This is a genomic window from Sphingomonas sp. SORGH_AS_0870 (assembly GCF_031453175.1).
Classification (GTDB): domain Bacteria; phylum Pseudomonadota; class Alphaproteobacteria; order Sphingomonadales; family Sphingomonadaceae; genus Sphingomonas.
Map to the genome: position 1 here is coordinate 3,100,044 of NZ_JAVIYW010000002.1, position 26,392 is coordinate 3,126,435.

The following is a 26,392-nucleotide window of genomic DNA, read 5'->3' on the forward strand; positions in this document are numbered from 1 at the left end:
CATGAACCGGTTCCGGCCGATCCTGATCGCCATCGGTGTCATGCTGACGCTGACCGGGCTGTTATGGATCGGTCAGGGGCTGGGCTATATCCGCTGGCCCGAACAGAGCTTCATGCTCGGCCAGGGCCAGTGGGCCGATCGCGGGGCCTTTGTCGCGGTGGCGGGATTGCTGATGATCCTGATCGCGCGAAGGCTGCCCCGGCGGCGGCGCTGAACGGATCGCGACGACAGGAAAAGGGCTCCTTCGGGAGCCCTTTTTATTGGGCGCGCAGCCCGAAGGTGAAGGTCGCGCCCTCGCCCGGCACGCTCTCGACGCTCAGATCGCCCCCCATCGCGCGCGCCAGACGGCGCGCGATATAGAGGCCCAGGCCATTGCCGCCAGGCTCGGACGGGTCGACCCGCTCGAACTTCTCGAAGATGCGCCGCTGATCCTCGGGGGCGATCCCCTTGCCCTGGTCGGTGACGCGGACCAGCGCCCATTCCTCCTCGCGCGTGACGCCGATGACCACCTCGCCGCCTTCCGGCGAATAGCGCAGCGCGTTGCCGATCAGGTTGATCAGGATCTGGAGCGAACGGCCGAAATCGCCGGTCGCGGGCATGGTCTCCGCCGGATCGGGGCGACGCACCCGGACCCCCGCCGCATCGGCGCGAACCGCGAGCAGCCCGGCCGCCCGGCGCGCGACGTCGGCCAGGTCCATCGGCGTGGCGGGCAGCGTGAAATCGGGCTGCTCGACCGCCTGCAACTCTACCAGATTGTCGACCAGCCCGAGCAGATGCCGACCCGCATGCGCGATGTCGCTGGCATATTCGGCATAATCGGCCGCGATCGGGCCGTCCGCCCGTGCGGCGATGCTGTCGGCATTGGCGACGATCCGCGCGAGCGGCGTGCGCAGCGCTCGGTCCAGCCCGGCCGTGAAGCTCTCGGTCAGCGGCGGATCGCCCAGCATGGCGGCCGGATCCTCGTCCCCACCCTCCGGATCGACCAGATAGGTCGCGCCGATCAGCCCCGCTATGCCGCCCATCCCGTCATGGCGCACCGCCGCCGACAGCCGGACCGCCGCATCGGTCGGCACCAGCCGCGCGCCCCGTCCGTCGAGCGGGGCCGCCTCGTTGAACAACCCCGCCTCGCCGGTATCGAAGGCGAACAGCGCGCTGAGCGGCCGCCCCAGCAACGCGGCGGCGTCGATGCCATGATGCAGGCCGGCTTCGGGCGAAAGGAATGTCAGGCGCAGCGCGGCGTCGGTTTCCCAGCGGAAGTCGGCACCCGCCGTCGCATAATCGGGGGGCGTCGCGCGCGGCTTCCACGCCGCCCGGTCGCGCCAGCCGCTGACGCTCAGGCGAATCTGCCCCGTCTCGGGCCGGGCCTGGACCCAGAGGTCGAGATCGCCCTCGTCATCGGCGACGACGACCCGGCGCGACACCGCGACGCCCAGCCGCCGTGCAAGTCGGGCGATCCGCGCGATCGGCGCCACCGCCAGCCGGTCGGACGAGTCGCCGCCCGCGCGGATGTGCAGCAGCTCGATCGGCGGGTCGGCCGACAGGATACGGTCGCTGCCGTCCAGAATGGCCCGCGCCACCATCGATTCGCCGGGGCCGCTCATCGCGCTCACCGACGGACAGCCCCGTCCAGCCGGTCGATCGCATCGCGAAACCCGCGCGGCAGGGTCAGCGGCGCGAGCGCACGCCTGGCATCCTCGACCGTCACCGTCATGATCGCGTCCAGCGCGTCGGCGAACCCCTCGATATCGCGGGCACCATCCGCCTCGCTCAGCGCCAGCCCGATCCGGCCGAGCGTCGCGCGGTTCATGTCGAGCGCGCGCAATACCAGCCAGAGGCGATCCCCCTCCGGCTCCAGCACGATATCGCGCATATCGGCATCGTCGATGCCCGTCCCACGCGCGAGAAAGGCGATGAACAGGCCCAGTTGCCGGTCGGACAGGCTCTCGACCAGCAGATCGGGCAATTCCCCGGCCCGCGCATCGATCGCCGCCGCCAGGCGACGCGCCGCCACGTCCGGCCGAATCTCACCCGCCTGTGCCGCCAGCAGATGATCCGCCGCCAGCGTCAGCGCGCGGTCGAGCGTGGGGTCGTCGCCATCGCGCAGCGCGGCGGCCACGGTCCAGATCAGCTGGCGGTGAAGTTCTTCGGGCAGACAGGGCGCGACGCTTCCCTGCCCGGCCGCCCGGCTCGCCCCCTCGGCCAGCAGCACCGCCCGCGCGGCGTCGGAGACATTGGGATCGGGTGCCTCGGCCAGCCTTACGAGCAGGCTCGTGCCGTCGCTCGCCAGCGCCTCGGTCGGCAGGGCGTCGGCCAGCAGCCGCTGGCGCAGTTGCGCGACAAGTTCGGTCACCAGTTCGGGATCGGCGAGCAGCCCGGCCCGGCGCAGCCGCTCGACGGTGGCGGCCACGGGGCTGCGCCACGCGACCTCGCCCTCCATGTACAGCCCCGCCTGGTGCCGCAGGTCGCGCGCCACCCCCTCGACCAGATCGTGCAGCCGCGCGATCACGGTCAGCCGGATGCGTTCGCTCAACCGACCATCGTCATCCAGCGCCAGATCGACCAGCGCCGCCCGCCGCCGCCGCGTATCGCGCGCGCGCGCCGACGCGACCCGCGCGGACAATCGCGCGCCCTGCCAATGCACGGCATGATAAGGGTCCGGGTCGACCGCCATTCCGAACCGCTAACCCGTTTGATCTTAATGCGACACTAAACTTGCGCGCGTAATGTCTCGATTGCGGACGCCAGGGTCGCAATCGCATAGATGCTGGCCAGCACCAGCCCCCACAGGCCAATGCCGAGCAGCGTCGCGGGCAGGATCACCAGCAGATAGGCGGGCGGGCTCGCCCACCAGCGGCGGCGGAAACGATAGAGCGCGGCGCGCTCCGCCAGGATGCCGAGGACGACCAGCACCAGCGCCATGGCCAGCCCCAGATCGTCGGCCCAGGCCCGGTAATGCTGCCACCCCAGTGCCATGATGGCGAGCGCCGTCAGCACCGCGATCGCGGCCGACAGCGCGCGCGCCGCCCCCTGTTCGTCACGCAACCCCGCCAGCGTCTCGCCCAGCCCCAGCCCCAGCGTGCCGATCATCGCCAGGAACAGGCCAAACCCCGGAAATCCCGTCAGGATCAGGATCAGCCCGAGCAGCCCGGCGCCGCCCCCGACCCCGCCCGCGACATGGGCGGGCACCGAGCGTTCGACCAGCCGGGGCAGCGCCAGCCGGGCGATCGGCGCCAGGATATAGCGATCGAACCAGCTCCGCCGCCCCGACACCAGCCGCGCGACGACCGCCCGCCCCCGCGCGTCGAGCGTCTCGGCGCGGTGGACGATGCCGTGCCCGGCCTTCTCCGCATCGGCGGGCAGCAGGATATGCGTCGCCCGCGCCTGCGCGGCGAGGCGGAGCAGCGTCGATTGCAGATCATAGTCACGCGGCAGCGCGGCCACCTCGGCGACGCGACGCGGATCGAGCCGCGCGACCCCCGCCCAGGCCATCTGGCTGCCGACCCGCTCCAGCCCCGCCTCGGCCCCCGCCTCGGGCACGACCATCAGCGCGTCATGGCCGGTGTCGCGCAGGACATGCGCGATCGTGTCCTCGGTGGTGATCAGCCCGTCCGCCAGCACGACCAGGCGCGAGAGTGGATGCAGCTTTTCCGCCGCCTCGACCGCGCTGCGCACCGTGTCGACCACCACGCCACGCTGTGCGATTCGGGCGATCGCGCCGAGCAGTTCGGGGGTCAGGCGCGCAACGACGATGATGATCTGCGCCGCCCCCGCCGCGATCAGCAGCCGCGCCTGATACTCGATCAGGGTCACGCCCGCGAACGGCAAGGTGGCCGTCAACCGTCCGGGACGGTCGTCGGCATCGTCAATCGCGAATAAAAGGCCGGATAACATCGCCCGCTGTTAGGCGCTTGGCGCGGCCCATGCCAGCCCCGAGCGCCGATGAACGGATCGGCACGGGCGTCAGAGCCGCGCGACGACCTCGCCGATCCGGACGAGCAGTTCGGCGTCGGGCGCATCGCGCGTCGCCGCCTGCGCGGCCAGCGTCATCAGCGGCAGCGCATTGACGCTGGCCGCGAGCCCCTTCAGGCGGAGCGCCGCCTCGCGCCACCCCTGCCCGCCCTCTGCCGCGTGCAGCGTTTCCACCGCATGGTTCACGCCGTCGACAAAGGCCCGGCGCAAATCCTGGATCACCGCAGGCTCATCACCGGCCACCGCCGCCAGCGCGGAATCGATTGTTCCGTGTTCATAGGTCATTCATGGCCGCTTACCCGGATTGCCCACGACACGGAACAGCGCAAATGACTTTCTGCCGTCGGCAAACGTGATAAACCGACCCATTGTGACACGGGGGCTCGGATGATCGTGGATATGCGCGCGGAGCGTCAGGACAGGCCGGATATCGCCGACGTGGAAAGCCATGACGGGCGCTATGATCCGGTCTATGCCGAGCCCGTGGCGGCGCCGCCCGCCAGCCCGTGGCTGGACGACGGCCCCCTGCCCCCGCCCGAGGAACCCGCCCCGCGCTGGCCGATGATCGTGGCGATCGGGGCGTCGCTGCTGTGGTTCGGCGGCATGCTGGCCTGGGGACTGCTGGGCACGAACGCCCCGTCGGCCGAGGGGCTGGCCTCGTTCGTCACGCTGGCGCTGGCCGGGCCGATGCTGGTCGCGATCCTGTGGCTGCTCGCCCAGCGCAGCAGCTCTGCCGAACAGCGGCGTTTCGCGATGACCGCACATGACATGCGCCGCGAGGCGATGGCGCTGGAGCGTGCGGTCGGGATGATCGGGCGCGCGCTGGAAGCCAACCGATCCGAATTGTCGGCGCAGGCGATCGCGCTGGGCGAAATGGCGCAGGCCGCCGAAACCCGGTTCAACGCGATCGCGCGCGACCTGTCCGACGATATCCAGATGGTCGAGGCACATGGCCGCGTGCTGAGCGATGTCGCCGGGACCAGCCAGGCGTCGCTCGCGCACCTGCTCGACGCGCTGCCCCGCGCCGTCGACGAGGTGGGCGAGGCGGGCGACCGGATGGCCGAGGCGGCGCGATCGGCCGAAAGTCATGCCGCCGCGCTCGATGCGCAACTGGTCGCGCTGGGCCGTCGGGGGCAGGATGCGGACACCATCGCCAGCGGCGCGGCGCAGCGTCTGGCGACCCATATCGAACAGATGGAGGCGACCAGCCGGACCGCCAGCGCGCATCTGGAAACGGTGACGGCCAGCGTCGCGACCACGATCGACGCGCTGCTCGACCGCACCGCCGAGGCGATCGACCAGTCGCGCAAGGGCATTGCCGCACAGGGTGACGCGATGCTGGCGATGGTCGGCGCCAATCAGGCCGCGCTCGAAAGCGCCGCACGCGACAGCGCCGACGCGCTGGCCGAGCGGGTGGGAAGCGTCGATCAGGCCATTGCCCGCCTGACTGCCGAGTTGGAGGGACAGCGGATCGCGGGCGAGGCGATGATCGACGCGCTGGACGCGCAGCTCGACCGGGTGGAAGCGCGCATGGCCGTGCTCCATACCCAGGGCACCGAAAAGTCGCAGATGCTGGCCGCCTCGATCAGCGCGCTCGGCGGATCGGCGGACGCGATGACCGGCGCACTGGAAGCGGGCGAGACGATGGCCAACCGCGTCATCGCCACCACCGAAACGCTGCTGATCGCGCTCGACGCCGCCGCGCGCGAGATCGACGAGACGCTGCCCGAGGCGCTGGGCCGGCTCGACCAGCGGATGCACGCCAGCCATGAGGTCGTGGTCGAGACCAAGCCCGAGCTGCTCGCGCTGGTCGCGGCGGCCGAGAGCACGCATGAGGCGATCGCCGCCATCGCCGACGTCATCGCCGAACAGCGCCAGACGCTGGAAACGCTGTCGGGTTCGCTGATCGAGACGCTGTCGACCGGCCGTGCGAAGGCCGATGCGCTGGGCATGATGGTCGACGAGACGATCGACCGCTCGCACCGCTTCGCCGACGAGGCCGCGCCCAAGCTGGTCGATGCGCTGCTGCGCGTTCGCGAGACGGCGGCGACCGCGGCGGAAAGCGCCCGCGAGACGCTGGCCGAAGTCATTCCCCAGGCCGCCCATGCGCTGGAGATCGCCAGCGCCGAGGCGATGCGCCGCGCGACCGGCGACACCGTCGAGCGTCAGGTCCACGCCATCGTCGAGGCGACGCAGGGCGCGGTCGAGGCCGCCACCCGCGCCACCGAAAGGCTGGCCCGCCAGGCCGAGCAGATCGCCGAGAAGACGGCCCTGGTCGAAAACCGGATCGAGGAGGCCCGCACCGAGCGGGAAGAGGCCGACCGCGACAGCTTCGCCCGCCGCGCGTCGCTGCTGGTCGAATCGCTCAATTCGGCGTCGATCGACATCGCCAAAATCTATGCCCCAGAGGTCACCGACAGCGCCTGGGCGGCCTATCTCAAGGGGGATCGCGGCGTCTTCACCCGGCGCGCGGTGCGCATCCTCGACTCGCATCAGGCGCGCGATATCGCCGAGCTGTATGACGACGACCTGAAGTTCCGCGAGCATGTGAACCGCTACATCCACGATTTCGAGGCGATGCTGCGCGGCGTGCTGGCCCAGCGGGACGGATCGCCGCTGGGCGTGACCCTGCTGTCGTCGGATATGGGCAAGCTCTATGTCGCGCTGGCGCAGGCGATCGAGCGGCTGCGGTAGGCGGGAACGGGCGCATAGCCTGACCGCGTGCACTTCCACTTCGCTCCGTGCGAACGGAGGTGCAAACACGGCCCCGCGTCCTATCCCGACCTCCGTTCAGCCTGAGCGAAGTCGAAGGCCACGCATCGCCACGGCCACCGGTCAAACCAGGCTTAGAGGCCCCGGCTCATCCCGCTCCAATCGAGCATGTCGGCGGTGATCCAGCCATAGACATAGTTGAGATAGAAGAGCGCGAACATCACCGTCGCGGTGATCGTCGTGCGCCGCAGGAAGCGCCCGACGGCAAAGACGTGCGGGGCGCTTTCGGCGGTGCCGGGGATGTACGCCTCCCCGGCCTCATGCGCGGTCCTGACCCCGAAGGGCAGGACCAGGAACACCGCCAGGAACCAGAACAGGACGTAGATCGCAAGCGCCGACGTCCAGTGCATGGCATCAGCCCTCGATCAGGAGGACGTCGACGATCGGCTTCTTGCCGGTCCAGCGGGTCGCGACCCGGCGCACCGACAGGCGGATATCCTCGCGCAGCTTGTCGGTGGCGCGGCGCGGGCCGTCCACCGCCTTGGCGGCGGCGGCCACCGCTTCGGCGATGAAGGCATCGCGCTCGTCCTCGACGGGCACGCCCTGCACCCGCACCTGCGGACTGCCGACCAGCCGCCCCTTGGCGACCGCGACGCCGACCGAGATCTGGCCGTTGATCGCCAGCTTGCGGCGCTCGTTCATCGTCGACCCGTCCGAAGGCAGGATCACGTCGCCGTCCAGCACCAGGCGGCCGACCGGCGCGTTGCCGATCTTGGTCGCGTTGCCCGGCAGCAGGCGGACGATGTCGCCGTCCGACTGGACCAGCGTCTGCGGCACGCCCTGCGTCGTCGCGAAGCGGGCATGTTCCATCATGTGCCGCATCTCGCCATGCACCGGCATCAGCGTGCGGGGACGCAGCCACTTGTACATCTGCGCCAACTCGGGCTGGCCGGGATGGCCCGACACATGGACATGCGCCTGGCGCTCGGTGACCATGCGGACGCCCTTGCCCGCCAGGATGTTCTGGATACGACCGACCGCGGTCTCGTTGCCGGGAATCTGGCGCGCGGAGAAGATCACCGTATCGCCCGTATCGAGGCGGATCGTATGGCTGCCCTCGGCGATGCGCGACAGTGCGGCGCGCGGCTCGCCCTGCCCGCCGGTCGCGACGATCAGCACGCGATCCTTGGGGAGCCGCATCGCGGTTTCGGGATCGACCGTTTCGGGGAAGCCCTTGAAGTAACCACAAGCCTTGCCGACCTTCAGGATCCGGTCGAGCGAGCGGCCGGTGACGCACAGCTTGCGCCCGGTCTCCTTGGCCACCTCGCCCAGCGTCACCAGACGCGCGGCATTGGAGGCGAAGGTGGTGACGACCACCCGGCCCTTGGCCTTGGCGACCGTCTCGGCGATGCCCGGACGGACGCTGGCTTCCGAGCCCGAGGCTTCGGTGTTGAAGGCGTTGGTCGAATCACAGACCAAGATGTCGACACCCCGGTCGCCGATCGACGACAGCTGCGCCGGGCTGGCGGGCTTGCCGATGACCGGGGTCGGGTCGATCTTCCAGTCGCCGGTGTGGAACACCCGGCCGACAGCGGTCTCGATCAGCAGCGCATTGGCCTCGGGGATCGAGTGCGACAGCGGAACGAAGGTGAAGTCGAACGGGCCGACCTCGAACGCCTTGCCCGCTTCCATCACGCGCAGCTTGACGCGGCTGGCGCTGCCCTCTTCCTCCAGCTTGCCGCGAACCAGTCCGGCGGTGAAGGCGGTGGCGTAGATCGGCACGCCCAGATCTTCGGCCAGATAGGGCAGCGCGCCGATATGGTCCTCATGCCCATGGGTCAGCACGATGCCGACCAGATCGTCCAGCCGATCCTCGATGAAGGACAGGTCGGGCAGGATCACGTCGATGCCGGGATAGGCCGGATCGGCGAAGGTGATGCCGCAATCGACCATCACCCATTTGCCTTCGGTGCCGTACAGGTTCACGTTCATGCCTATTTCGCCCGAGCCACCGAGCGCGCAGAACAGCAATTCTTTCTTGGGAGTCATTCACTTCCTGACAATGAGCGCCCACCCCGCTGAAAGCGGGTCCGGGGCGATAGGGGTGCGCCGGTCAGGGCGCGGTCATCTCTTCACGGGCCATGCGCCCTGCGGCATCTCGCGGGCTGTACGATCCGAAACTCTCGTTACCGAATATGGGCGCGTTCCCACAGGATCGCCAGCCCCTGAATGGTCAGATCGGGTTCGATATGATCGAATACGTCGGTATGCGGGCTCAACAGCGCGGCGAGACCGCCGGTCGCGAGCACCTTGACCGGCCGCCCGACCTGCGCCTTCAAGCGCGCGACCAGCCCCTCGATCATCGCAACATAGCCCCAGAAGATGCCTATATGCATCTGGTCGACCGTGTTGCGGCCAATGACATTGCGGCTTCCCGGCGCCTCAATTGCGATACGCGGCAGCTTGGCGGCGGCAGTGACGAGCGCGTCGAGCGACAGGTTGATGCCCGGCGCGATGATCCCGCCCTTATACGCGCCCTGATAGTCGCTGATGTCGAAGGTCGTCGCGGTGCCGAAATCAATGGTGATCAGATCGCCGGGATAGAGCGCATGCGCCGCGATAGTGTTCACCGCGCGGTCAGCACCCAGCGAGGCGGGCTCGTTGACGTCGATTTCGATGCCCCATTCGGCAGCGCCGCGACCGGCGATCAGCGGATCGACCTTGAAATATTTCTGCGCCAGCACTTCCAGATTGTGGAGCGCGCGCGGCACCACGGTCGCGATGATGACCCCGGTCACATCCTCGCGCGCATAGCCTTCCAGTGCGAGCAACTGGTTGATCCAGACCGCATATTCGTCGCCGGTCCGACGCGGATCGGTTGCGATCCGCCAGCGGCCCTTGATCGTCCGCCCTTCGAGCAGCGCGAAGACCACATTCGTGTTCCCGGCATCGATCGCAAGCAGCATGGGGGTCCTTCAGATCAGGAAAATGTCACCGGCATGGATGACATGCACCGAGCCATCCGCCAAGCCGAGCCGTAAAGCCCCGTCCCCCGCCAGACCGTCGAAGACGCCGTCCAGGCTCTGTCCGTCGGGCAAGCGGGCATTCAAGGGCGTGCCACGCGGATGCGCCCGCGACTCCCATCGCGCGGTCACGGCGGACAGACCCCAGGTCCGCCACGCCTCGACCCAGCAGGCCATGGCCTCGGACAGCCGGTCCTGCATCGCGGCCACGCCGACCGCCGCGCCCTGTGCCGCCAGCGACGTCGTCGCCCGGTCGGGCAGGTCGGGCGCTGAAGCCAGGTTGATGCCGATGCCGATAATGACCGCGTCCCCCACCCGCTCCAGCAATATGCCGGACAGCTTGGCGCCGTCGATCAGCAGGTCGTTGGGCCATTTGAGGCGAAGCCGGTCTTCGATCGCGGGGAGGCAGGCTCGCACCGCCTCTTCGATCGCCACCGCGGCGACCAGCGCCAGCGTCGCGGGGCTCGGATCGCCCGGCTGCAACCGCACCAGCGTCGATCCGTAATAATTGCCGATGGGCGAGGACCAATCCCGCCCCTGGCGTCCGCGCCCCGCCGTCTGGCGGTCGGCGCGGAGCCAAAGACCGTCTTCGCCGCCCGCTTCCGCAAGCTGGCGAAGATCGGCATTGGTCGATCCCGTTTCCGGGACGTGCAGCACTCGGCTCAGAACAGAGCCCGCGCCGCCGCGAGCGACCAGGCGCCCAGCACCGGGATCAGCAGATAGCCGACCGGCGAAACGAACAGCGCCGACAGCGCGATCAGGCCATTCTCGACCGGCTGCGCATCGCTATTGTCCCAGGCCCCGACGGGCTCGTCGAAGAACATCGTCTTGACGATACGGAGATAATAATAGGCACCGATCACCGAGGCGACGACACCGATCACCGCCAGCGGGAACAGCCCCGCCGCGACCGCCGCGTTGAACACCGCGAACTTGGCATAGAAGCCGAGCAGCGGCGGAATGCCCGCGACCGAGAACATGAAGAAGGCCATCGCCCAGGCGAGCGCCGGACGCGTGCGGGACAGGCCCGACAGGCTGGCGATCGACTCCATCGGATTGCCCTGCTCGTCGCGCATGCGGATGACGATCAGAAACGCACCCAGCGTCATGATGACGTAGATGGTCAGATAGGTCAGCACAGCCGCGACGCCCTGCGCCGTACCGGCCGCCAGACCGATCAGCGCGAAGCCGACATTGTTGATCGACGAGTAAGCAAGCAGCCGCTTGATGTTGGTCTGGCCGATGGCCGCGACCGCACCCAGGATGATCGACGCCAGCGCGGCGAAGGTCACGATCTGCTGCCACTGCTGCACTGCCGAGCCCATCGCCTCGACCGCGACGCGGATCGCCAGCGCCATCGCCGCGACCTTGGGGGCCGAGGCAAAGAAGGCGGTCACCGGGGTCGGCGCGCCCTCATAGACGTCCGGGGTCCACATGTGGAACGGCACCGCCGACATCTTGAACGCAAGACCGGCAAACACGAACACCAGGCCGAACATCAGGCCCAGCGAGCGCGTGCCGGTAGCCGCGTCACGGCCATAAGCGCCAGCGATCTGCGCGAAGTCGGTCGAACCGGTGAAACCATACACCAGCGAGATGCCGTAGAGCAGAATACCCGAGGCGAGCGCGCCCAGCACGAAATATTTCAGGCCCGCCTCGGCCGAGCGACCATCGCGCCGCATGAAGCTGGCCAGCACATAGGCCGACAGGCTCTGCAGCTCGAGACCGACATAGAGCGTCAGCAGATCGCCCGCCGACACCATCATGCCCATGCCGACCGACGAGAGCAGCATCAGGATCGGATATTCGGGACGCAGATCCTCACCCGGCGAGCGGGCGAAGAAGCGCGGCGCCATAATGATCGCCACGGCTGTCGCCAGATAGATCAGGACCTTGGCGAAACCGGCAAAGGCATCCGCCCGGTACAGGCCGCCAAAGGCCAGCCCGCCCGTGGTCGCCGGACCGGCGAGCGCGACCATCGCCCCCGCCAGCACGAACACCGCCGCAATGGAGATGCCGCGCGTCGAGGCGGTTCCGCCCCAGGCGGCGACGAGCATCAGCGCGATCGCGCCGAGGGTCAGCACCAACTCGGGCAGGACCATCAAGAGGTTCAACGAATAGCTCATCAGTGCGCCTCCCCGTGCGCAGCTTGGTGCTCAGGGGCATGGGTGGTGGCCAGCGCCGGGTTACCGGCGGTGGGGCGGCTATCCGAACCGGGGTTGGCCCGGTCGATCCGCTGGAGCAGGATCGTCACGTCCTTGCGCATCGGCGCCAGGAAGCTTTCCGGATAGACACCCATCCACAAAGTCACCGCCGCGATCGGGGCCAGCAGCCAGAGCTCGCGCGCCGACATGTCGGGCATCGCCGCCACCTCGTCCGACTTGATCTCGCCATAAGCGATCCGCCGGTAGAGATAGAGCATATACGCCGCACCCAGGATGATACCCGTGGTGCAGAGCAGCGCGGTCCAGGTCGACACCTGATAGGTGCCCATCAGCGACAGGAACTCGGCGACGAAGCCGCTGGTGCCCGGCAGACCGATCGACGCCATGGTGAAGAACAGGAAGAACACGGCGTATTTCGGCATGTTGATCGACAGCCCGCCATAGCGCGCGATCTCACGGGTGTGCAGCCGGTCATAGATGACGCCGACGCACAGGAACAGCGCGCCCGACACCAGACCATGGCTGAGCATCATGATCATCGCGCCTTCGATACCCTGCTGGTTGAAGGCATAGAGGCCGATGGTCACGATCGCCATGTGCGCGACCGACGAATAGGCGATCAGCTTCTTCATGTCGGACTGCACCAGCGCTACCAGCGAGGCGTAGATCACCGCCACCGCCGACAGCGCGAAGATCAGCCAGGTCAGCTGTCCGCTCGCCTCCGGGAACATCGGCAGCAGGAAGCGCAGGAAGCCATAGCCACCCAGCTTCAGCAGGACGCCCGCCAGGATGACCGAACCCGCCGTCGGCGCCTGGACGTGCGCGTCGGGAAGCCAGGTGTGGACCGGCCACATCGGCATCTTGACCGCGAACGAGGCGAAGAAGGCGACCCATAGCCAGGTCTGGACCGAAGCCGGGAAGTCATAGGCGAGAAGCGCCGGAATCGAGGTCGTGCCCGCCGTGCGCGCCATATAGAGCATCGCGACGAACATCAGCAGCGAGCCGAGCAGCGTGTACAGGAAGAACTTGTACGACGCGTAGATGCGGTTCGCCCCGCCCCAGATGCCGATGATCAGATACATCGGGATCAGGCCGGCTTCGAAGAAGACGTAGAAGAGGAACAGGTCCTGCGCCGCGAAGGTGCCGATCATCAGCACCTCGGTGAACAGGAACAGTCCCATATATTCGGGAACGCGCTTGTCGATCGCGCGCCAGCTCGCGCCGATGCAGATCGGCATCAGGAACACGCTGAGCATGATCAGCAGCAGCGCGAAGCCGTCGATGCCGAGCGACCAGCCGAACGGACCGAAAATGCCGGGGGCATGTTCGACGAACTGCCACTGCGCACCGCCCACGTCGAACTGCGTCCAGAGCACGATGCCCAGGACGAAGTCGACCAGCGTGGCGGCCAGCGCCAGCATGCGCGCTCCTTGCGCGTTGAGGAAGAGGCAGGCGATCGCGGCAACAGCCGGGACCGCCAGCATGACGGAGAGGATCGGGAAGCCCTGCATCACGCGATCAACCCAAAATGGCCCAGGTGACGGCCGCGGTCAGGCCGATCAACATGACGAACGCATAGCTGTAGAGGTATCCCGTCTGGAAGCGCGCCGCACCCTTGCTGCCTTGCTGGATAAGCCAGGCAACGCCGTTGGGGCCGAAGCGGTCGATCGTCTTCTCGTCGCCACGGTGCCACAGGAACCGGCCGATCGCGAAAGCGGGGCGCACGAAGAGGAAATGGTAGATCTCGTCGAAATACCATTTGTTGAGGAGGAAGCGGTACAGGATGCGGAACTGGTCCGCGAACTTGGCCGGGAATTCCGGCGCACGGATATAGGTCAGATACGCGGTCAGCAGACCGAGCAGCATCACCACCGTCGCCGACAGCTTCACCCACACCGGCACGCCGTGCATCGAGTGCATCAGGTGCTCGTTGAAGGCGATCGCGCCCTTCCAATAGCTCTCGCCCGCCTCCGGCTCGATGAACCAGCCGTGGAAGACGAAGCCCGCCGCGATCGCGCCGATCGACAGGACGATCAGCGGGATCAGCATGACCAGCGGGCTTTCATGCGGATGATAGCCGCCGGTGCCCTCGGGCATATCGGCATGGCCCGCGCTGTGGACGTGCGGCTCGTGACCGGCATCTTCCGAATGCGCGTCATTGTGGTGCGCATCATGAGCCGCCCCGTGCGCATGATCGTCATGGCCATGGCCATGCGCGTCATGGATCGCGTGCTGGATATGCTCCGACCCGGTCCAGCGCGGCTTGCCCCAGAAGGTCAGGAACATCAGGCGCCACGAATAGAAGCTGGTCAGCAGCGCGGCAATCACGCCCGCCCAGAAGGCGAAGCCCGAACCACCCGCATAGGCGACCTCGATGATCGCGTCCTTCGAATGGAACCCCGCGAAACCGAACGCCATCGGATTGCCGAACAGAGCCGGGATACCGACGCCGGTGATCGCGAGCGTACCCATCATCATCGCCCAGAAGGTAAGCGGGATGTGGCGACGCAGGCCACCATAATAGCGCATGTCCTGCTCGTGATGCATCGCATGGATCACCGAACCCGCACCCAGGAACAGCAGCGCCTTAAAGAAGGCGTGCGTGAACAGGTGGAACATCGCCGCGCCATACGCACCGACGCCGGCCGCGAAGAACATATAGCCCAGCTGCGAACAGGTCGAATAGGCGATGACGCGCTTGATGTCGGTCTGCACCGTGCCGACGGTCGCGGCGAAGAAGCAGGTGCAGGCGCCGATCACGGTGATCACGCCGAGAGCGGTCGGCGACGTCTCGAACATCGGCGACAGGCGGCATACCATGAACACGCCCGCGGTCACCATGGTCGCCGCGTGGATCAGCGCCGACACCGGGGTCGGGCCTTCCATCGCGTCCGGCAGCCAGGTGTGGAGACCCAACTGCGCCGACTTGCCCATCGCACCGACGAACAGCAGCAGGCAGAGCACGGTCATCGTGTCGAAGCGATAGCCGAGGAACCCGATGGTCGAACCGGCCATGGTCGGCGCGGCCGCCAGGATTTCCGGGATCGACACCGTCTTGAACACCAGGAAGGTGCCGAAGATGCCGAGCATGAAACCCAGGTCGCCGACGCGGTTGACGACGAACGCCTTGATCGCGGCCGCATTGGCCGACGGCTTGCGGAACCAGAAGCCGATCAGCAGGTAGGACGCGAGACCCACGCCTTCCCAGCCGAAGAACATCTGGACCAGATTGTCCGCCGTCACGAGCATCAGCATCGCGAAGGTAAAGAGGCAGAGATAGGCGAAGAAGCGCGGCTGATCCGGCTCCTCGCTCATATAGCCCCAGCTATAGAGGTGGACGAGCGCCGAGACGCTGGTGATGACCACCAGCATGATCGCGGTCAGCGAGTCGACGCGCAGCGCCCAGTCGACCGACATGTCGCCGCTGGTGATCCAGTGGAGCACCGGCGTGACCGTCGCGACATTGGCGCCCGACAGATAGCCGATGAAGATCGGCCAGGACAGCGCACAGGAAATGAACAGCGCGCCGGTCGTGACGACCTTGGCGGGCACGTTCCCGATGGCCTTGTTGCCGAACCCCGCAATGGCGGCGGCCAGCAACGGCAGGAAGACGATAGCGAGGATCAACCCGATTACCCCTTCATCCGGTTGACGTCGTCGACCGCGATGGTGCCGCGGCCACGGAAATAGATGACCAGGATCGCCAGACCGATCGCCGATTCACCGGCGGCCACGGTCAGCACGAACATGGCGAAGACCTGTCCCACCAGATCCTGAAGCGCGGCCGAGAAGGCGACGAGGTTCAGGTTCACGGCAAGCAGGATGAGCTCGATCGCCATGAGGATGACGATCAGGTTCTTCCGGTTGAGGAAGATACCCAGCACCCCCATGGTGAACAGGATCGCTGCGACGACCAGATAATGGACGAGACCGATCGTCACAGTTCCACCCCCTGCCCGATGGGCTGATTGATGTTGCGGATCGCCTCATGCGGCTGACGCGCATTCTGCTTGGCGATGTTCTGCGGACGGACGCCGCCGCGCTTGCGATGCGTCAGCACGATCGCACCGATCATCGCGACGAGCAGGACGAGCCCTGCCCCTTCGAAGATGAACAGGTAGCGCGTGTACAGCAGGTTGCCGATCGCCTGGATGTTGGACACCTCGGGCGCGATCGGGGCCGCACGGGCCGCCAGCTGAACGCCGCCGACGCTCCACGCCTGGAAGGCGATGATGACCTCGGCCAGCAGGGCGACGGCGAGTGCCAGGCCCAGCGGCAGATAGCGCGCAAAGCCCGCCCGCATCGCCGCGACCTCGATATCGAGCATCATGACGACGAAGAGGAACAAGACCGCGACCGCGCCCACATAGACGATGACGAGCAGCATCGCGATGAACTCGGCCCCGCACAGCACCATGAGGCCCGCGGCGTTGAAGAACGCCAGGATCAGCCACATGACCGAGTGCACCGGATTGCGCGACGCGATCGTGAGCCCTGCGGACACGATCACCACGGTCGCGAAAATATAGAAGGCGATAGCCTGTATCACTGCCTGTCAGGCCCCTTTTCTGTCCGCCCCGAACCGTTGGTCGCGGGCTTTAACGGTACGGCGCATCGGCGGCAAGGTTCGCCGCGATCGCGCTTTCCCAGCGGTCACCGTTATCGAGCAACTTCGACTTGTCGTAGATCAGCTCTTCGCGGGTCTCGGTCGAAAATTCGAAGTTCGGACCCTCGACGATCGCATCGACCGGGCAGGCCTCCTGGCACAGCCCGCAATAGATGCACTTGGTCATGTCGATGTCGTAGCGCGTCGTGCGGCGGCTGCCGTCGTCGCGGGGTTCCGCCTCGATCGTGATCGCCTGGGCGGGGCAGATCGCCTCGCACAGCTTGCACGCGATGCACCGCTCCTCGCCATTGGGGTAGCGACGCAGTGCGTGCTCGCCCCGGAAGCGCGGAGAGATGGGGTTCTTCTCGAACGGATAGTTGATCGTCGCCTTCGGCTTGAAGAAGTAGCGAAGGGTCAGCGCGTGCCCCTTCACGAACTCCCACAGCGTAAAAGCCTTGACGTACTGAGCGACGCTCATGCCGGAACTCCCACGCGCGCATACATCAGCACGCCAGACACCAAGAATACCCAGAACAGCGACACCGGCAGGAACACCTTCCAGCCCAGCCGCATCAGCTGGTCGTACCGATAGCGCGGTACGGTCGCCTTCACCCACGAAAAGACGAAGAAGAAGAAGCACATCTTCAACAGCAGCCAGACGATACCCGGCACGGCGTAAAGCGGCGCCCAGTCGAGCGGCGGCAGATAGCCACCCCAGAACAGGATCGCATTCAGCGCGCACATCAGGATGACGTTGGCATACTCGCCCAGCCAGAACAGCGCGAACGACATCGAGCTATATTCGGTCTGGTAACCCGCGACGAGCTCCGACTCCGCTTCGGTCAGATCGAACGGCGCGCGCTGCGTCTCGGCCAGCGCCGAGATGAAGAACATCACCGCCATCGGGAAGAGCAGCGGATTGAGGAAGAAGCCGTTGACCGGAATCCCCAGCACGCTCTTCTGCGCCTCGACGATGTCGGTCAGGTTGAAGCTGCCCGACCACATCACGACCGAAATCAGGATGAAGCCGATCGCGACTTCATAGGATACCATCTGCGCGGCCGCACGAAGCGCCGAGTAGAAGGGATATTTCGAGTTCGACGCCCAGCCCGACAGGATGACGCCGTACACGCCGAGCGACGAGGCGGCGAGGACATAGAGCAGGCCGACATTGATGTTGGCGACGACCACGCCCGGCTGGAACGGCACCACCGCCCAAACGATCAGCGCGACCGTGAAGGTGATGATCGGCGCCAGCAGGAACAGCCCGCGATTGGCAGCGGCCGGAACGATGGTTTCCTGAAGGAAGACCTTCAGACCGTCGGCGAAGGACTGGAGCAGACCGAAGGGGCCGACCACGTTCGGACCACGGCGCAGCGCCATCGCCGCCCAGATCTTGCGGTCGACATAGATGACCATCGCGACCGCCAGCATCAGCGGCAGCGCGATCGCCAGAATCCCGACCAAGGTCGCGATCGTCCAGGCCCAGCCATAAGGAAGGCCAAGCGTCGTGTTGAAAAACGCGGTCACTCCGCTGCCTCCGCATAGCTCTCACCATGGACCAGTTCGGCCGAGCAGCGCTGCATCGTCGGGCTGGCGCGGCAGATCGCATTGGTGAGGTAGAAGTCCTTGATCGGATAGCCCTCGATCGTGCCCGACGCAGTCGCGTTCAGCGACGGCGCGGCCCAGTCGAAGGTGACGAGACCGACCTGGCCCAGCGCGGGAACCTCGGCGGCCATGGCGGCGCGGAGTTCGTCCAGCGTGTCGAACTTCAGCGTCTGGCCCAGAACCTCGGACAGCGCGCGGAAGATCGTCCAGTCGTCGCGCGCGTCGCCCGGCGCGAACACCGCCCGCTCGCCGCGCTGCACCCGGCCCTCGAGGTTGACCCAGGTGCCCGACTTCTCGGCATAGGTCGCGCCCGGCAGGATGACATCGGCGTGATGCGCACCCTTGTCGCCATGATGACCGACGAACACCTTGAAGCTGCTACCGAACTTGGCGAAGTCAACCTCGTCGGCGCCCAGGAAGAAGGCGAGCTTCGGCGCGGCCGCGACCACGTCGGCGATACCGCCCTTCTGCGCATAGCCGAGCATCAGCCCGCCCATGCGCGCGGCCGCCATGTGAACGACATTATAGCCGTTCCAGGCCGAACCATCTTCCAGCGTCCGCACCAGATTGAACTGGTCGACCAGCTTCAGGCTCGCGCCATGCGCGCCCTTGATCGCACCGCCACCGAGGATGACCATCGGACGCGCGGCCTTGCCGAACAGCTCGGTCACCGCCTCGGGCAGATTGCCCAGCACCGACAGGTCGGCGCCCAGCCACTCAACCTTGTAGGTCAGATCGGTTTCGGGGCCGATCGCGAAGACCTTGGCGCCCTTCTTGATCGCCTTGCGGATACGGGTGTTCACCAGCGGCGCTTCCCAGCGCAGATTGGTGCCGATCAGCAGGATCGCATCGGCGCGCTCGACGCCTGCGATGGTCGTGTTGAAGTTCACCGCGGCCAGGCTCGACGTGTCGTAATCCATGCCGGTCTGACGGCCTTCGAGCAGGCTCGAACCCATCTTGGCCAGCAGCGCCTTGGCGGCGAACATCGTCTCGCAATCGACCTGATCGCCAGCGATCGCGGCAACGCTCGAACCGGCATTCACGTCACGGATCGCGGCAAAGGCCTCGTCCCAGGTGGCGGGCACCAGCTTGCCGTCGCGGCGGATGAACGGACGGTCGAGACGACGACGGACCAGGCCGTCGATCGCGTGACGCGTCTTGTCGCTCGCCCACTCCTCGTTCACTTCGTCATTGATGCGCGGCACGCAGCGCAGCACCTGACGACCCCGGCTGTCGAGGCGGATGTTGGTGCCGACCGCGTCCATCACGTCGATGGCCAGCGTCTTCTTCAACTCCCACGGACGCGCCTCGAACGCATAGGGCTTGGACGTCAGAGCGCCTACCGGGCACAGGTCGACGACATTACCCGACAGCTCGCTCGACACGGCCTGTTCGAGATAGGACGTGATCTGCATATTCTCGCCGCGATAGATCGCGCCGATTTCCTCCACGCCCGCGACCTCTTCGGCAAAGCGGACGCAGCGGGTGCACTGGATGCAGCGGGTCATGACCGTCTTGACGATCGGACCCATATATTTCTCGGTGACGGCCCGCTTGTTCTCGTCATAGCGGCTATGGCCCTTGCCATAGGCCATGGACTGGTCCTGCAGGTCGCACTCGCCGCCCTGATCGCAGATCGGGCAGTCCAGCGGGTGGTTGATCAGCAGGAATTCCATCACGCCTTCGCGCGCGGCCTTCACCATCGGGGTGGTGGTGAAGATCTCCTGATTCTCCGCCGCCGGAAGCGCACACGACGCCTGCGGCTTGGGGGGGCCAGGCTTCACCTCGACCAGGCACATGCGGCAATTGCCCGCGATGGACAGCCGCTCATGATAGCAGAAGCGCGGGATTTCCTTGCCCGCAAGCTCGCAGGCCTGCAGCACGGTGGCGCCCTGGGGCACCTCGATCTCGACGCCGTCGACTTTGACCTTAGGCATTATTCGGCAGCTTCCATCATCGGGGCGTTGCCGCCCGTCTCGCCTTTGCGTTCGCGAATGCGGCGTTCCATCTCCGGGCGGAAGTGGCGGATCAGGCCCTGGATCGGCCAGGCCGCCGCGTCGCCCAGCGCGCAGATGGTGTGGCCTTCGACCTGCTTCGTCACCTGGAACAGCGTGTCGATCTCGGAGACATCGGCATCGCCGGTGCGCATCCGCTCCATCACGCGCCACATCCAGCCGGTGCCTTCACGGCACGGGGTGCACTGGCCGCAGCTCTCATGCTTGTAAAAATAGGACAGACGGCTGATCGCGCGGACGATGTCGGTCGATTTGTCCATGACGATCACGGCCGCCGTGCCGAGGCCCGATCCGACCGCCTTCAGGCCGTCGAAATCCATCGGCGCGTCCATGATCTCGGCGGCGGGCACCAAAGGCACCGACGAACCACCCGGGATCACCGCGAGCAGATTGTCCCAGCCGCCGCGAATGCCGCCGCAATGGCGCTCGATCAGCTCGCGGAAGCTGATCGACATGCTTTCCTCGACCACGCAGGGACGATCGACATGGCCGGAGATCTGAAAGAGCTTCGTGCCCTTGTTGTTCTCGCGCCCGAAGGAGGAGAACCACTCGGCGCCGCGACGCAGGATCGTCGGCGCGACCGCGATCGACTCGACATTGTTGACCGTCGTCGGGCAGCCATAGAGGCCCGCCCCCGCCGGGAAAGGCGGCTTGAGGCGCGGCTGGCCCTTCTTGCCCTCCAGGCTTTCGATCATCGCGGTCTCTTCGCCGCAGATATAGGCGCCCGCGCCGCGATGGACGAAGACGTCGAAGTCGTAACCCGAGCCGCAGGCATTCTTGCCCAGGAAGCCCCGGTCATACGCCTCAGCCACGGCTGCGAACAGCGTCTCGGCCTCGCGGATATATTCGCCGCGAATATAGATATAGGCCGCCCGCGCGCGCATCGCGAAGCCCGCGACCAGCGCACCCTCGATCAGCTTGTGCGGATCGTGGCGGATGATCTCGCGGTCCTTGCACGAACCCGGCTCGGACTCGTCGGCGTTGATGACCAGGAAGCTCGGCCGGTCGGGACGCGGTTCCTTGGGCATGAAGCTCCACTTCATGCCGGTCGGGAAGCCCGCACCGCCGCGCCCGCGCAGACCCGACGCCTTGATGACGTCGATGATCTTGTCCTGGCCCAGCTCCAGCAGTGCCTTGGTATTGTCCCAATCGCCGCGCTTCATCGCCGCGTCGACGTTCCACGGCTGATAGCCGTAGAGATTGGTGAAAATGCGGTCCTTGTCAGCGAGCATTATGCGCCCCACTCCCCGCGATAGTCGTGATTGTCGCCGACCATGGCGGTCAGCGTGGTCGGACCGCCCAGCGGCTCGACCGTGTGGCGACCCGGCTCCTGCGTGCCGGTCTTGGGGCTCTCGCCGCGTGCCAGCGCTTCCAGGATCGTGACCGTGCGGTCGTAATCCAGATCCTCGTAATTGTCGTCGTTGATCTGGACCATCGGCGCGGAGGCGCAATTGCCCATGCACTCGACCTCGGTCAGCGTGAACAGGCCGTCGGGCGTGGTCTTGCCCTTGATCAGGCCCTTGTTCTTGCACGCCGCCAGCACGTCGTCCGACCCGCGCAACATGCACGGCGTCGTGCCGCACACCTGAACGTGATAGCGGCCGACCGGCGCCAGGTTGAACATCGTATAGAAGGTCGCGACCTCATAGATGCGCATATAGGCGACGCCCAGCTGGCGCGCGACGAACTCGATCACCGGCACGGGCAACCAGCCTTGCGTCTGCGTCTCCGCCCCCACCTGGCGCTGGGCCAGATCGAGGAACGGGATCGAGCAGGACTGTTCGCGACCCTTGGGATAGCGCGCGAGGATCTCGTTCGCCTTCTTCTGGTTCTCGTCCGTCCAGGCGAAATTGCCCCAGCGAGCGCGGACTTCGGCCTCGTCGGGAATGATGGCTGCGTCGGCCATTAGCGAATGAACTCCACGCGCGACACCTTGTCGTTCTCGAAGGAATAGATGGACATGACCTCGAACGCCTCGCCACCTGGCGCGCGTTCGACCTTTTCATGCAGCAGCACGGTCTCGCCGAACGCCTGGTCGGCGACGATCTCGGCGCGGTTCTGCGGGAACTGCGCGAACATCGCCTTCAGTCCCGAACGCACGCCCTCGCGACCGTCGCGCAGGACGGCACCGCGATAGCCCGCTTCGCAGGCATCCTCGGTCATCAGCGCGACATAGGCATCAGCGTCCTGCGCATTGTAATGCGCGATCATTTCGCGAGCGATCGCGACGCGCCGGGCGGTGTCGACTCCGCTCAACGGTCGCACTCCCCGAACACGATGTCCATCGCGCCCAGGATCGCGGTCGTGTCGGCCAGCATATGCCCCTTGGACATGAATTCCATGGCCTGGAGATGGCTGAACGCGGTCGGCCGGATCTTGCAGCGATAGGGTTTGTTCGATCCGTCGGAGACGAGATACACGCCGAACTCGCCCTTGGGGCTTTCGGTCGCGACATATACCTCACCGGCGGGGACGTGATACCCTTCGGTATAGAGCTTGAAGTGGTGGATCAGCGCTTCCATCGAGCGCTTCATCTCACCGCGCTTGGGCGGTGCGACCTTGCGGTCGCTGGCCAGAACGGGACCTTCGGGCATCTGCGCCAGGCACTGCTTCATGATCCGGGCCGACTGGCGCACTTCCTCGACGCGCACCATGAACCGGTCATAGCAGTCGCCGCTGGTGCCGACCGGCACGTCGAAGTCGACCTTGTCATAGGCGTCATAGGGCTGCGACTTGCGCAGGTCCCAGGGAATGCCCGAGCCGCGGATCATCGGGCCAGAGAAGCCCCACTTGATCGCGTCCTCGCGGTTCACCACCGCGATGTCGACGTTGCGCTGCTTGAAGATGCGGTTGTTGGCGACCAGGCCGATCGCGTCCTCGAACAGGCGCGGCAGACGGGTGTCGAGCCAGTCGGCGATATCGGTCAGCAGCTTGAGCGGCACGTCCTGGTGGACGCCGCCGACGCGGAAGTAATTCGCGTGCATGCGCGCGCCCGAGGCCCGCTCATAGAAGTTCATGCAGTCTTCGCGAATCTCGAACAGCCACAGGTTCGGCGTCATCGCGCCGACGTCCATGACGTGGCTGCCAATGTTGAGCATGTGGTTCGAGATGCGCGTCAGCTCGGCGAAGAACGTCCGCAAATATTGCGCGCGCAGCGGCACTTCCAGGTCGAGCAGCTTCTCGACCGCGAGCACATAGCTGTGCTCCATGCACATCGGCGAGCAGTAATCGAGGCGGTCGAAATAGGGCAGCGCCTGCGAATAGGTCTTGTATTCGATCAGCTTCTCGGTGCCGCGATGCAGCAGGCCGACATGCGGATCGACCCGCTCGACGATCTCGCCGTCCAGCTCCATGACAAGGCGAAGCACGCCGTGCGCCGCCGGATGCTGCGGGCCGAAGTTGATCGTATAGTTCTGGATCGACACGTCGCCCGTGGTCGGGTCGACGGCGTCGGTCTTGTGGAGCAGTTCGTCGACGTAGTCGCTCACTGATTCTGTCCTCCACCCTTGCCCGGCACGACGTCCGGATCCTGGGGCTTGCCCTCGGCCTTGTTGCCCGGATGCGGTTCGCCCGCGCCCGTCTGCTTGGGGCTTTCGGTAGTCTTCACATCGGCGGCACGCGGCGCGGCGGTCTTGTCCGGCTCGGCACCGGCCTTCTTGACCGCATCGGCGCTGGCCGGGGTCTGCGCGCCCTTGCCTTCGGGCTGCGCGCCCTTCTCGTCGCCGGGAAGCACATATTCGGCGCCTTCCCACGGGCTCTGGAAGTCGAAGTTGCGGAAGTCCTGCGCCAGCTTCACCGGCTCATAGACGACGCGCTTTTCCTCTTCCGAATAGCGCAGTTCGGTATAACCGGTCAGCGGGAAGTCCTTGCGCAGCGGATGGCCGCGGAAGCCGTAATCGGTCAGGATGCGACGCAGGTCGCTATTGCCCGAGAACAGCACGCCGTACAGGTCGTAGACCTCACGCTCCAGCCAGCCCGCGACCGGCCACAGGCCCGTCACCGACGGCACCGGCTTATCCTCGTCGGTCGAGACATGGACATGCAGGCGGTGGTTGCGGGTCAGCGACAACAGGCAATAGACCACCTCGAAACGCTCGTCGCGCTCGGGATAGTCGACGCCCGCAATCTCCATCAGCTGCTGATATTCCAGCCCCTTGGTGTCGCGCAGCGCGATCATCGCGGGAACCAGATTCGCACGGTCGACGACCAGCGCGACCTCGCCGACATGCTCGCGCGCGTCGAGCAGCCAGGGGCCGAGCGCGGCGCGCGCCGCATCGATCACGCCGTCATTCGCGGCGAAACGGGGAGCAGGCGCCCTCACCGTTCGATGCTCCCGGCACGGCGGATCTTCCGCTGCAACTGCATCACGCCGTACAGCAGCGCCTCGGCGGTCGGCGGGCAACCGGGGACATAGATGTCCACGGGCACGATCCGGTCACAGCCGCGCACCACCGAATAGCTGTAATGGTAATAGCCGCCGCCATTGGCGCAGCTGCCCATCGAGATGACGTATTTCGGGTTCGACATCTGGTCGTACACACGACGCAGCGCCGGGGCCATCTTGTTGCACAGCGTGCCCGCCACGATCATTACGTCCGACTGGCGCGGCGATGCGCGCGGCGCGGCGCCGAAGCGCTCCAGATCGTAACGCGGCATGTTCACGTGGATCATCTCCACCGCGCAGCACGCCAGACCGAAGGTCATCCACCAGAGCGAGCCGGTGCGCGCCCACTGGAACAGCTCCTCGGTCGAGGTGACGAGGAAGCCCTTGTCGGTCAGCTCGCCGTTCAGCCCGTCGAAAAAGCCCTGATCGGGCTGAATGACGGCCTGGCCATCATGGGCGGGTCCGCCATGGGCCTGCGGCTTGAACTCAACCGGACCGGAGTGAAGATTTACTCCCAATCCAACGCTCCCTTCTTCCACGCATAGACGAGACCCAGCGCGAGCTCGCCGATGAAGATCATCATCGAAAACCAGGCGGTCCAGCCGAGGCTGAACACGCTGACCGCCCAGGGGTACAGAAACGCCGCTTCCAGATCGAAGACGATGAACAGGATCGCGACGAGATAGAAACGCACGTCGAACTGGCTGCGCGGGTCTTCGAACGCGGGGAAGCCGCATTCATATTCGGACAGCTTCTGCTCGTTGGGCTTATGGGCACCCGTCAGGCGCGCCACGAGCATCGGCAGAAACACGAAGGCCGTCGACAGAACCAGGGCAACGCCCAGGAACAGGAGGATCGGCAGATATTGCGACAGATCGACCAAGTTTTTCTCTCGCAGATGCGGAACTGGATGCGATTGGCTTTAGGCCGATGGGTCGGCCGGAGCAAGCCAGCGGAGGCATGAGAATGAATCGCAAGTGAACGCCCTCACCCGCCCTCATCCTCGAATTTTCAGATGGTAATTCAGTGGTTTGAACGCAAGAGGCATGACCCCTTGCGTTCAAATCCCACCAAATTCTTAACGCAGCGCGTTGGCCAGCAGCTTGTGCAGCTTGGAATGCAGGCCCTCATTGGCCGCCAGATACTCGCCGCGCTCGAGCGACTTGTCCGAACCCCGGAAGTCGCTGACGAAACCGCCCGCTTCTCGCACCAGCAGCATGCCCGCCGCCGCGTCCCAGGGCTTCAGGCCCGACTCCCAGAAACCGTCGTAACGACCGGCCGCGACCCAGGCGAGGTCGAGCGCGGCCGAGCCGAAGCGGCGGATACCGGCGACCTGCGGCGCGATCGCACCGAAAATGCGGCTCCACTGGACGAAATCGCCATGCCCCAGGAACGGGATGCCGGTGGCGATCAGCGCCTCCGACAGATCGCGGCGCGACGACACGCGCAGGCGGCCGTCCTGCAACCAGGCGCCCCGGCCCTTTTCGGCCCAGAAGCTCTCGTCGGTCAGCGGCTGATAGATCAGGCCGGTCGTCACCTCGCGCTTGCCGTTCGCCAGCGGCTCCTCGACCGCGATCGAGATGGCGAAGTGCGGGATGCCGTGCAGGAAGTTCGAGGTGCCGTCGAGCGGATCGATGATGAAGCGCGGCTTGGACGGATCGCCCTTGATCTCGCCGCCCTCCTCCATGAGGAAGTTCCAGTCGGGACGCGCCTTCTTCAGTTCCTCGAAGACGGTTTCCTCGGCGCGCTTGTCGGCCATCGACACGAAGTCGGCGGGCCCCTTGCGGCTGACCTGGAGGTGCTGGACCTCGTTGAAGTCGCGGCGAAGACGCGGCGCGGCCTTGCGCGCGGCGCGTTCCATGATGGTGAGAAGCCCGGAGTGCGAGGCCATGATCGTCCTTTCGGTCGCG

General features: G+C 66.3%; 26 protein-coding genes. 2 read left to right on the forward strand and 24 right to left on the reverse strand.

What is annotated here, in order from left to right:
- The first annotated feature begins 1 nt into the window (after position 1).
- Positions 2-214, forward strand: a complete 213-nt coding sequence (locus QE363_RS14365) for a hypothetical protein (protein WP_309696316.1) — start codon at positions 2-4, stop codon at positions 212-214.
- Positions 215-257: 43 nt separating this feature from the next.
- Here the strand turns inward: QE363_RS14365 and QE363_RS14370 are convergent, their stop codons facing one another.
- The 4 genes from QE363_RS14370 to QE363_RS14385 all read right to left on the reverse strand — a co-directional run bounded on the left by QE363_RS14370 (position 258) and on the right by QE363_RS14385 (position 4,254).
- A complete protein-coding gene (locus QE363_RS14370) occupies positions 258-1,601 on the reverse strand; it encodes a HAMP domain-containing sensor histidine kinase (protein WP_309698208.1) in 1,344 nt (447 codons plus the stop codon).
- A 5-nt stretch (positions 1,602-1,606) separates the two neighbouring features.
- The gene (locus QE363_RS14375) at positions 1,607-2,671 is read right to left on the reverse strand and encodes a DUF2336 domain-containing protein (RefSeq protein WP_309696318.1); all 1,065 of its coding nucleotides are present in this window, start codon (positions 2,669-2,671) and stop codon (positions 1,607-1,609) included.
- 35 nt (positions 2,672-2,706) lie between these two features.
- Positions 2,707-3,891, reverse strand: coding sequence for a hypothetical protein (locus tag QE363_RS14380; protein ID WP_309696320.1), 1,185 nt, complete (start codon positions 3,889-3,891; stop codon positions 2,707-2,709).
- A 69-nt stretch (positions 3,892-3,960) separates the two neighbouring features.
- Positions 3,961-4,254 carry an Hpt domain-containing protein gene (locus tag QE363_RS14385; protein WP_309696322.1) on the reverse strand — a complete coding sequence of 98 codons (294 nt, stop codon included), beginning with the start codon at positions 4,252-4,254 and terminating at the stop codon, positions 3,961-3,963.
- Between the two features lie 102 nt (positions 4,255-4,356).
- Between QE363_RS14385 and QE363_RS14390 the strand changes: the two genes are divergently transcribed.
- Complete coding sequence (locus QE363_RS14390; RefSeq protein ID WP_309696324.1) at positions 4,357-6,663, forward strand: hypothetical protein; 2,307 nt, start codon at positions 4,357-4,359, stop codon at positions 6,661-6,663.
- A 152-nt stretch (positions 6,664-6,815) separates the two neighbouring features.
- On the opposite strand, the gene QE363_RS14395 is transcribed toward QE363_RS14390, so the two are convergent.
- From QE363_RS14395 to QE363_RS14490, 20 genes are all read right to left on the reverse strand, one after another.
- Entirely contained in the window at positions 6,816-7,091 is a 276-nt protein-coding gene (locus QE363_RS14395; RefSeq protein ID WP_309696326.1) for a DUF1467 family protein, read from the reverse strand.
- A gap of 4 nt (positions 7,092-7,095) precedes the next feature.
- Positions 7,096-8,730 carry a ribonuclease J gene (locus tag QE363_RS14400; protein WP_307099701.1) on the reverse strand — a complete coding sequence of 545 codons (1,635 nt, stop codon included), beginning with the start codon at positions 8,728-8,730 and terminating at the stop codon, positions 7,096-7,098.
- Positions 8,731-8,867: 137 nt separating this feature from the next.
- Entirely contained in the window at positions 8,868-9,647 is a 780-nt protein-coding gene (locus QE363_RS14405; RefSeq protein ID WP_309696329.1) for a type III pantothenate kinase, read from the reverse strand.
- 9 nt (positions 9,648-9,656) lie between these two features.
- Positions 9,657-10,361 carry a biotin--[acetyl-CoA-carboxylase] ligase gene (locus QE363_RS14410; RefSeq protein WP_309696331.1) on the reverse strand — a complete coding sequence of 235 codons (705 nt, stop codon included), beginning with the start codon at positions 10,359-10,361 and terminating at the stop codon, positions 9,657-9,659.
- A 5-nt stretch (positions 10,362-10,366) separates the two neighbouring features.
- Positions 10,367-11,830, reverse strand: coding sequence for an NADH-quinone oxidoreductase subunit NuoN (gene nuoN, locus QE363_RS14415; protein ID WP_309696333.1), 1,464 nt, complete (start codon positions 11,828-11,830; stop codon positions 10,367-10,369).
- On the reverse strand, positions 11,830-13,380 hold the full coding sequence (locus QE363_RS14420) for an NADH-quinone oxidoreductase subunit M (RefSeq protein ID WP_307104565.1): 1,551 nt from the start codon (positions 13,378-13,380) through the stop codon (positions 11,830-11,832). Before QE363_RS14420 ends, nuoN begins: the two co-directional genes overlap by 1 nt.
- A 7-nt stretch (positions 13,381-13,387) precedes the next feature.
- On the reverse strand, positions 13,388-15,496 hold the full coding sequence (gene nuoL / locus QE363_RS14425; protein ID WP_405053187.1) for an NADH-quinone oxidoreductase subunit L: 2,109 nt from the start codon (positions 15,494-15,496) through the stop codon (positions 13,388-13,390).
- 5 nt (positions 15,497-15,501) lie between these two features.
- Entirely contained in the window at positions 15,502-15,810 is a 309-nt protein-coding gene (nuoK, locus tag QE363_RS14430; protein WP_007404079.1) for an NADH-quinone oxidoreductase subunit NuoK, read from the reverse strand.
- A complete protein-coding gene (locus QE363_RS14435) occupies positions 15,807-16,418 on the reverse strand; it encodes an NADH-quinone oxidoreductase subunit J (RefSeq protein WP_007404217.1) in 612 nt (203 codons plus the stop codon). The genes nuoK and QE363_RS14435 overlap by 4 nt, the downstream gene beginning before the upstream one ends.
- A gap of 49 nt (positions 16,419-16,467) precedes the next feature.
- The gene (gene nuoI / locus QE363_RS14440) at positions 16,468-16,953 is read right to left on the reverse strand and encodes an NADH-quinone oxidoreductase subunit NuoI (protein WP_042483186.1); all 486 of its coding nucleotides are present in this window, start codon (positions 16,951-16,953) and stop codon (positions 16,468-16,470) included.
- A complete protein-coding gene (nuoH, locus tag QE363_RS14445; RefSeq protein WP_307099710.1) occupies positions 16,950-18,005 on the reverse strand; it encodes an NADH-quinone oxidoreductase subunit NuoH in 1,056 nt (351 codons plus the stop codon). Before nuoH ends, nuoI begins: the two co-directional genes overlap by 4 nt.
- Positions 18,002-20,020, reverse strand: a complete 2,019-nt coding sequence (gene nuoG / locus QE363_RS14450; protein WP_307099712.1) for an NADH-quinone oxidoreductase subunit NuoG — start codon at positions 20,018-20,020, stop codon at positions 18,002-18,004. The genes nuoH and nuoG overlap by 4 nt, the downstream gene beginning before the upstream one ends.
- Positions 20,020-21,330, reverse strand: a complete 1,311-nt coding sequence (nuoF, locus tag QE363_RS14455) for an NADH-quinone oxidoreductase subunit NuoF (protein WP_007404054.1) — start codon at positions 21,328-21,330, stop codon at positions 20,020-20,022. The genes nuoG and nuoF overlap by 1 nt, the downstream gene beginning before the upstream one ends.
- Positions 21,330-22,004 (reverse strand): NAD(P)H-dependent oxidoreductase subunit E, encoded by a 675-nt coding sequence (locus tag QE363_RS14460; RefSeq protein WP_307099716.1) that lies wholly within the window; start codon positions 22,002-22,004, stop codon positions 21,330-21,332. The genes nuoF and QE363_RS14460 overlap by 1 nt, the downstream gene beginning before the upstream one ends.
- Positions 22,004-22,309 (reverse strand): nuclear transport factor 2 family protein, encoded by a 306-nt coding sequence (locus tag QE363_RS14465; protein ID WP_309698210.1) that lies wholly within the window; start codon positions 22,307-22,309, stop codon positions 22,004-22,006. The genes QE363_RS14460 and QE363_RS14465 overlap by 1 nt, the downstream gene beginning before the upstream one ends.
- A gap of 41 nt (positions 22,310-22,350) precedes the next feature.
- On the reverse strand, positions 22,351-23,586 hold the full coding sequence (locus tag QE363_RS14470) for an NADH-quinone oxidoreductase subunit D (RefSeq protein WP_309696345.1): 1,236 nt from the start codon (positions 23,584-23,586) through the stop codon (positions 22,351-22,353).
- The gene (locus QE363_RS14475) at positions 23,583-24,419 is read right to left on the reverse strand and encodes an NADH-quinone oxidoreductase subunit C (RefSeq protein ID WP_307099719.1); all 837 of its coding nucleotides are present in this window, start codon (positions 24,417-24,419) and stop codon (positions 23,583-23,585) included. Before QE363_RS14475 ends, QE363_RS14470 begins: the two co-directional genes overlap by 4 nt.
- Positions 24,416-25,000, reverse strand: coding sequence for an NADH-quinone oxidoreductase subunit B family protein (locus QE363_RS14480; RefSeq protein WP_373424634.1), 585 nt, complete (start codon positions 24,998-25,000; stop codon positions 24,416-24,418). Before QE363_RS14480 ends, QE363_RS14475 begins: the two co-directional genes overlap by 4 nt.
- The gene (gene ndhC, locus QE363_RS14485) at positions 24,991-25,365 is read right to left on the reverse strand and encodes an NADH-quinone oxidoreductase subunit A (protein ID WP_307099722.1); all 375 of its coding nucleotides are present in this window, start codon (positions 25,363-25,365) and stop codon (positions 24,991-24,993) included. The genes QE363_RS14480 and ndhC overlap by 10 nt, the downstream gene beginning before the upstream one ends.
- A 195-nt stretch (positions 25,366-25,560) precedes the next feature.
- Positions 25,561-26,373 carry an inositol monophosphatase family protein gene (locus QE363_RS14490; protein ID WP_056438117.1) on the reverse strand — a complete coding sequence of 271 codons (813 nt, stop codon included), beginning with the start codon at positions 26,371-26,373 and terminating at the stop codon, positions 25,561-25,563.
- Positions 26,374-26,392 lie beyond the last annotated feature (19 nt).

Coding starts and splice junctions, on each gene's coding strand:
- QE363_RS14365 (WP_309696316.1), top strand. CDS start 2: ATGAACCGGTTCCGGCCGATCCTGATCGCCATCGGTGTCATGCTGACG.
- QE363_RS14370 (WP_309698208.1), bottom strand. CDS start 1,601: ATGAGCGGCCCCGGCGAATCGATGGTGGCGCGGGCCATTCTGGACGGC.
- QE363_RS14375 (WP_309696318.1), bottom strand. CDS start 2,671: ATGGCGGTCGACCCGGACCCTTATCATGCCGTGCATTGGCAGGGCGCG.
- QE363_RS14380 (WP_309696320.1), bottom strand. CDS start 3,891: ATGTTATCCGGCCTTTTATTCGCGATTGACGATGCCGACGACCGTCCC.
- QE363_RS14385 (WP_309696322.1), bottom strand. CDS start 4,254: ATGACCTATGAACACGGAACAATCGATTCCGCGCTGGCGGCGGTGGCC.
- QE363_RS14390 (WP_309696324.1), top strand. CDS start 4,357: ATGATCGTGGATATGCGCGCGGAGCGTCAGGACAGGCCGGATATCGCC.
- QE363_RS14395 (WP_309696326.1), bottom strand. CDS start 7,091: ATGCACTGGACGTCGGCGCTTGCGATCTACGTCCTGTTCTGGTTCCTG.
- QE363_RS14400 (WP_307099701.1), bottom strand. CDS start 8,730: ATGACTCCCAAGAAAGAATTGCTGTTCTGCGCGCTCGGTGGCTCGGGC.
- QE363_RS14405 (WP_309696329.1), bottom strand. CDS start 9,647: ATGCTGCTTGCGATCGATGCCGGGAACACGAATGTGGTCTTCGCGCTG.
- nuoN (WP_309696333.1), bottom strand. CDS start 11,830: ATGAGCTATTCGTTGAACCTCTTGATGGTCCTGCCCGAGTTGGTGCTG.
- QE363_RS14420 (WP_307104565.1), bottom strand. CDS start 13,380: ATGCAGGGCTTCCCGATCCTCTCCGTCATGCTGGCGGTCCCGGCTGTT.
- nuoI (WP_042483186.1), bottom strand. CDS start 16,953: ATGAGCGTCGCTCAGTACGTCAAGGCTTTTACGCTGTGGGAGTTCGTG.
- nuoG (WP_307099712.1), bottom strand. CDS start 20,020: ATGCCTAAGGTCAAAGTCGACGGCGTCGAGATCGAGGTGCCCCAGGGC.
- nuoF (WP_007404054.1), bottom strand. CDS start 21,330: ATGCTCGCTGACAAGGACCGCATTTTCACCAATCTCTACGGCTATCAG.
- QE363_RS14460 (WP_307099716.1), bottom strand. CDS start 22,004: ATGGCCGACGCAGCCATCATTCCCGACGAGGCCGAAGTCCGCGCTCGC.
- QE363_RS14465 (WP_309698210.1), bottom strand. CDS start 22,309: ATGATCGCGCATTACAATGCGCAGGACGCTGATGCCTATGTCGCGCTG.
- QE363_RS14490 (WP_056438117.1), bottom strand. CDS start 26,373: ATGGCCTCGCACTCCGGGCTTCTCACCATCATGGAACGCGCCGCGCGC.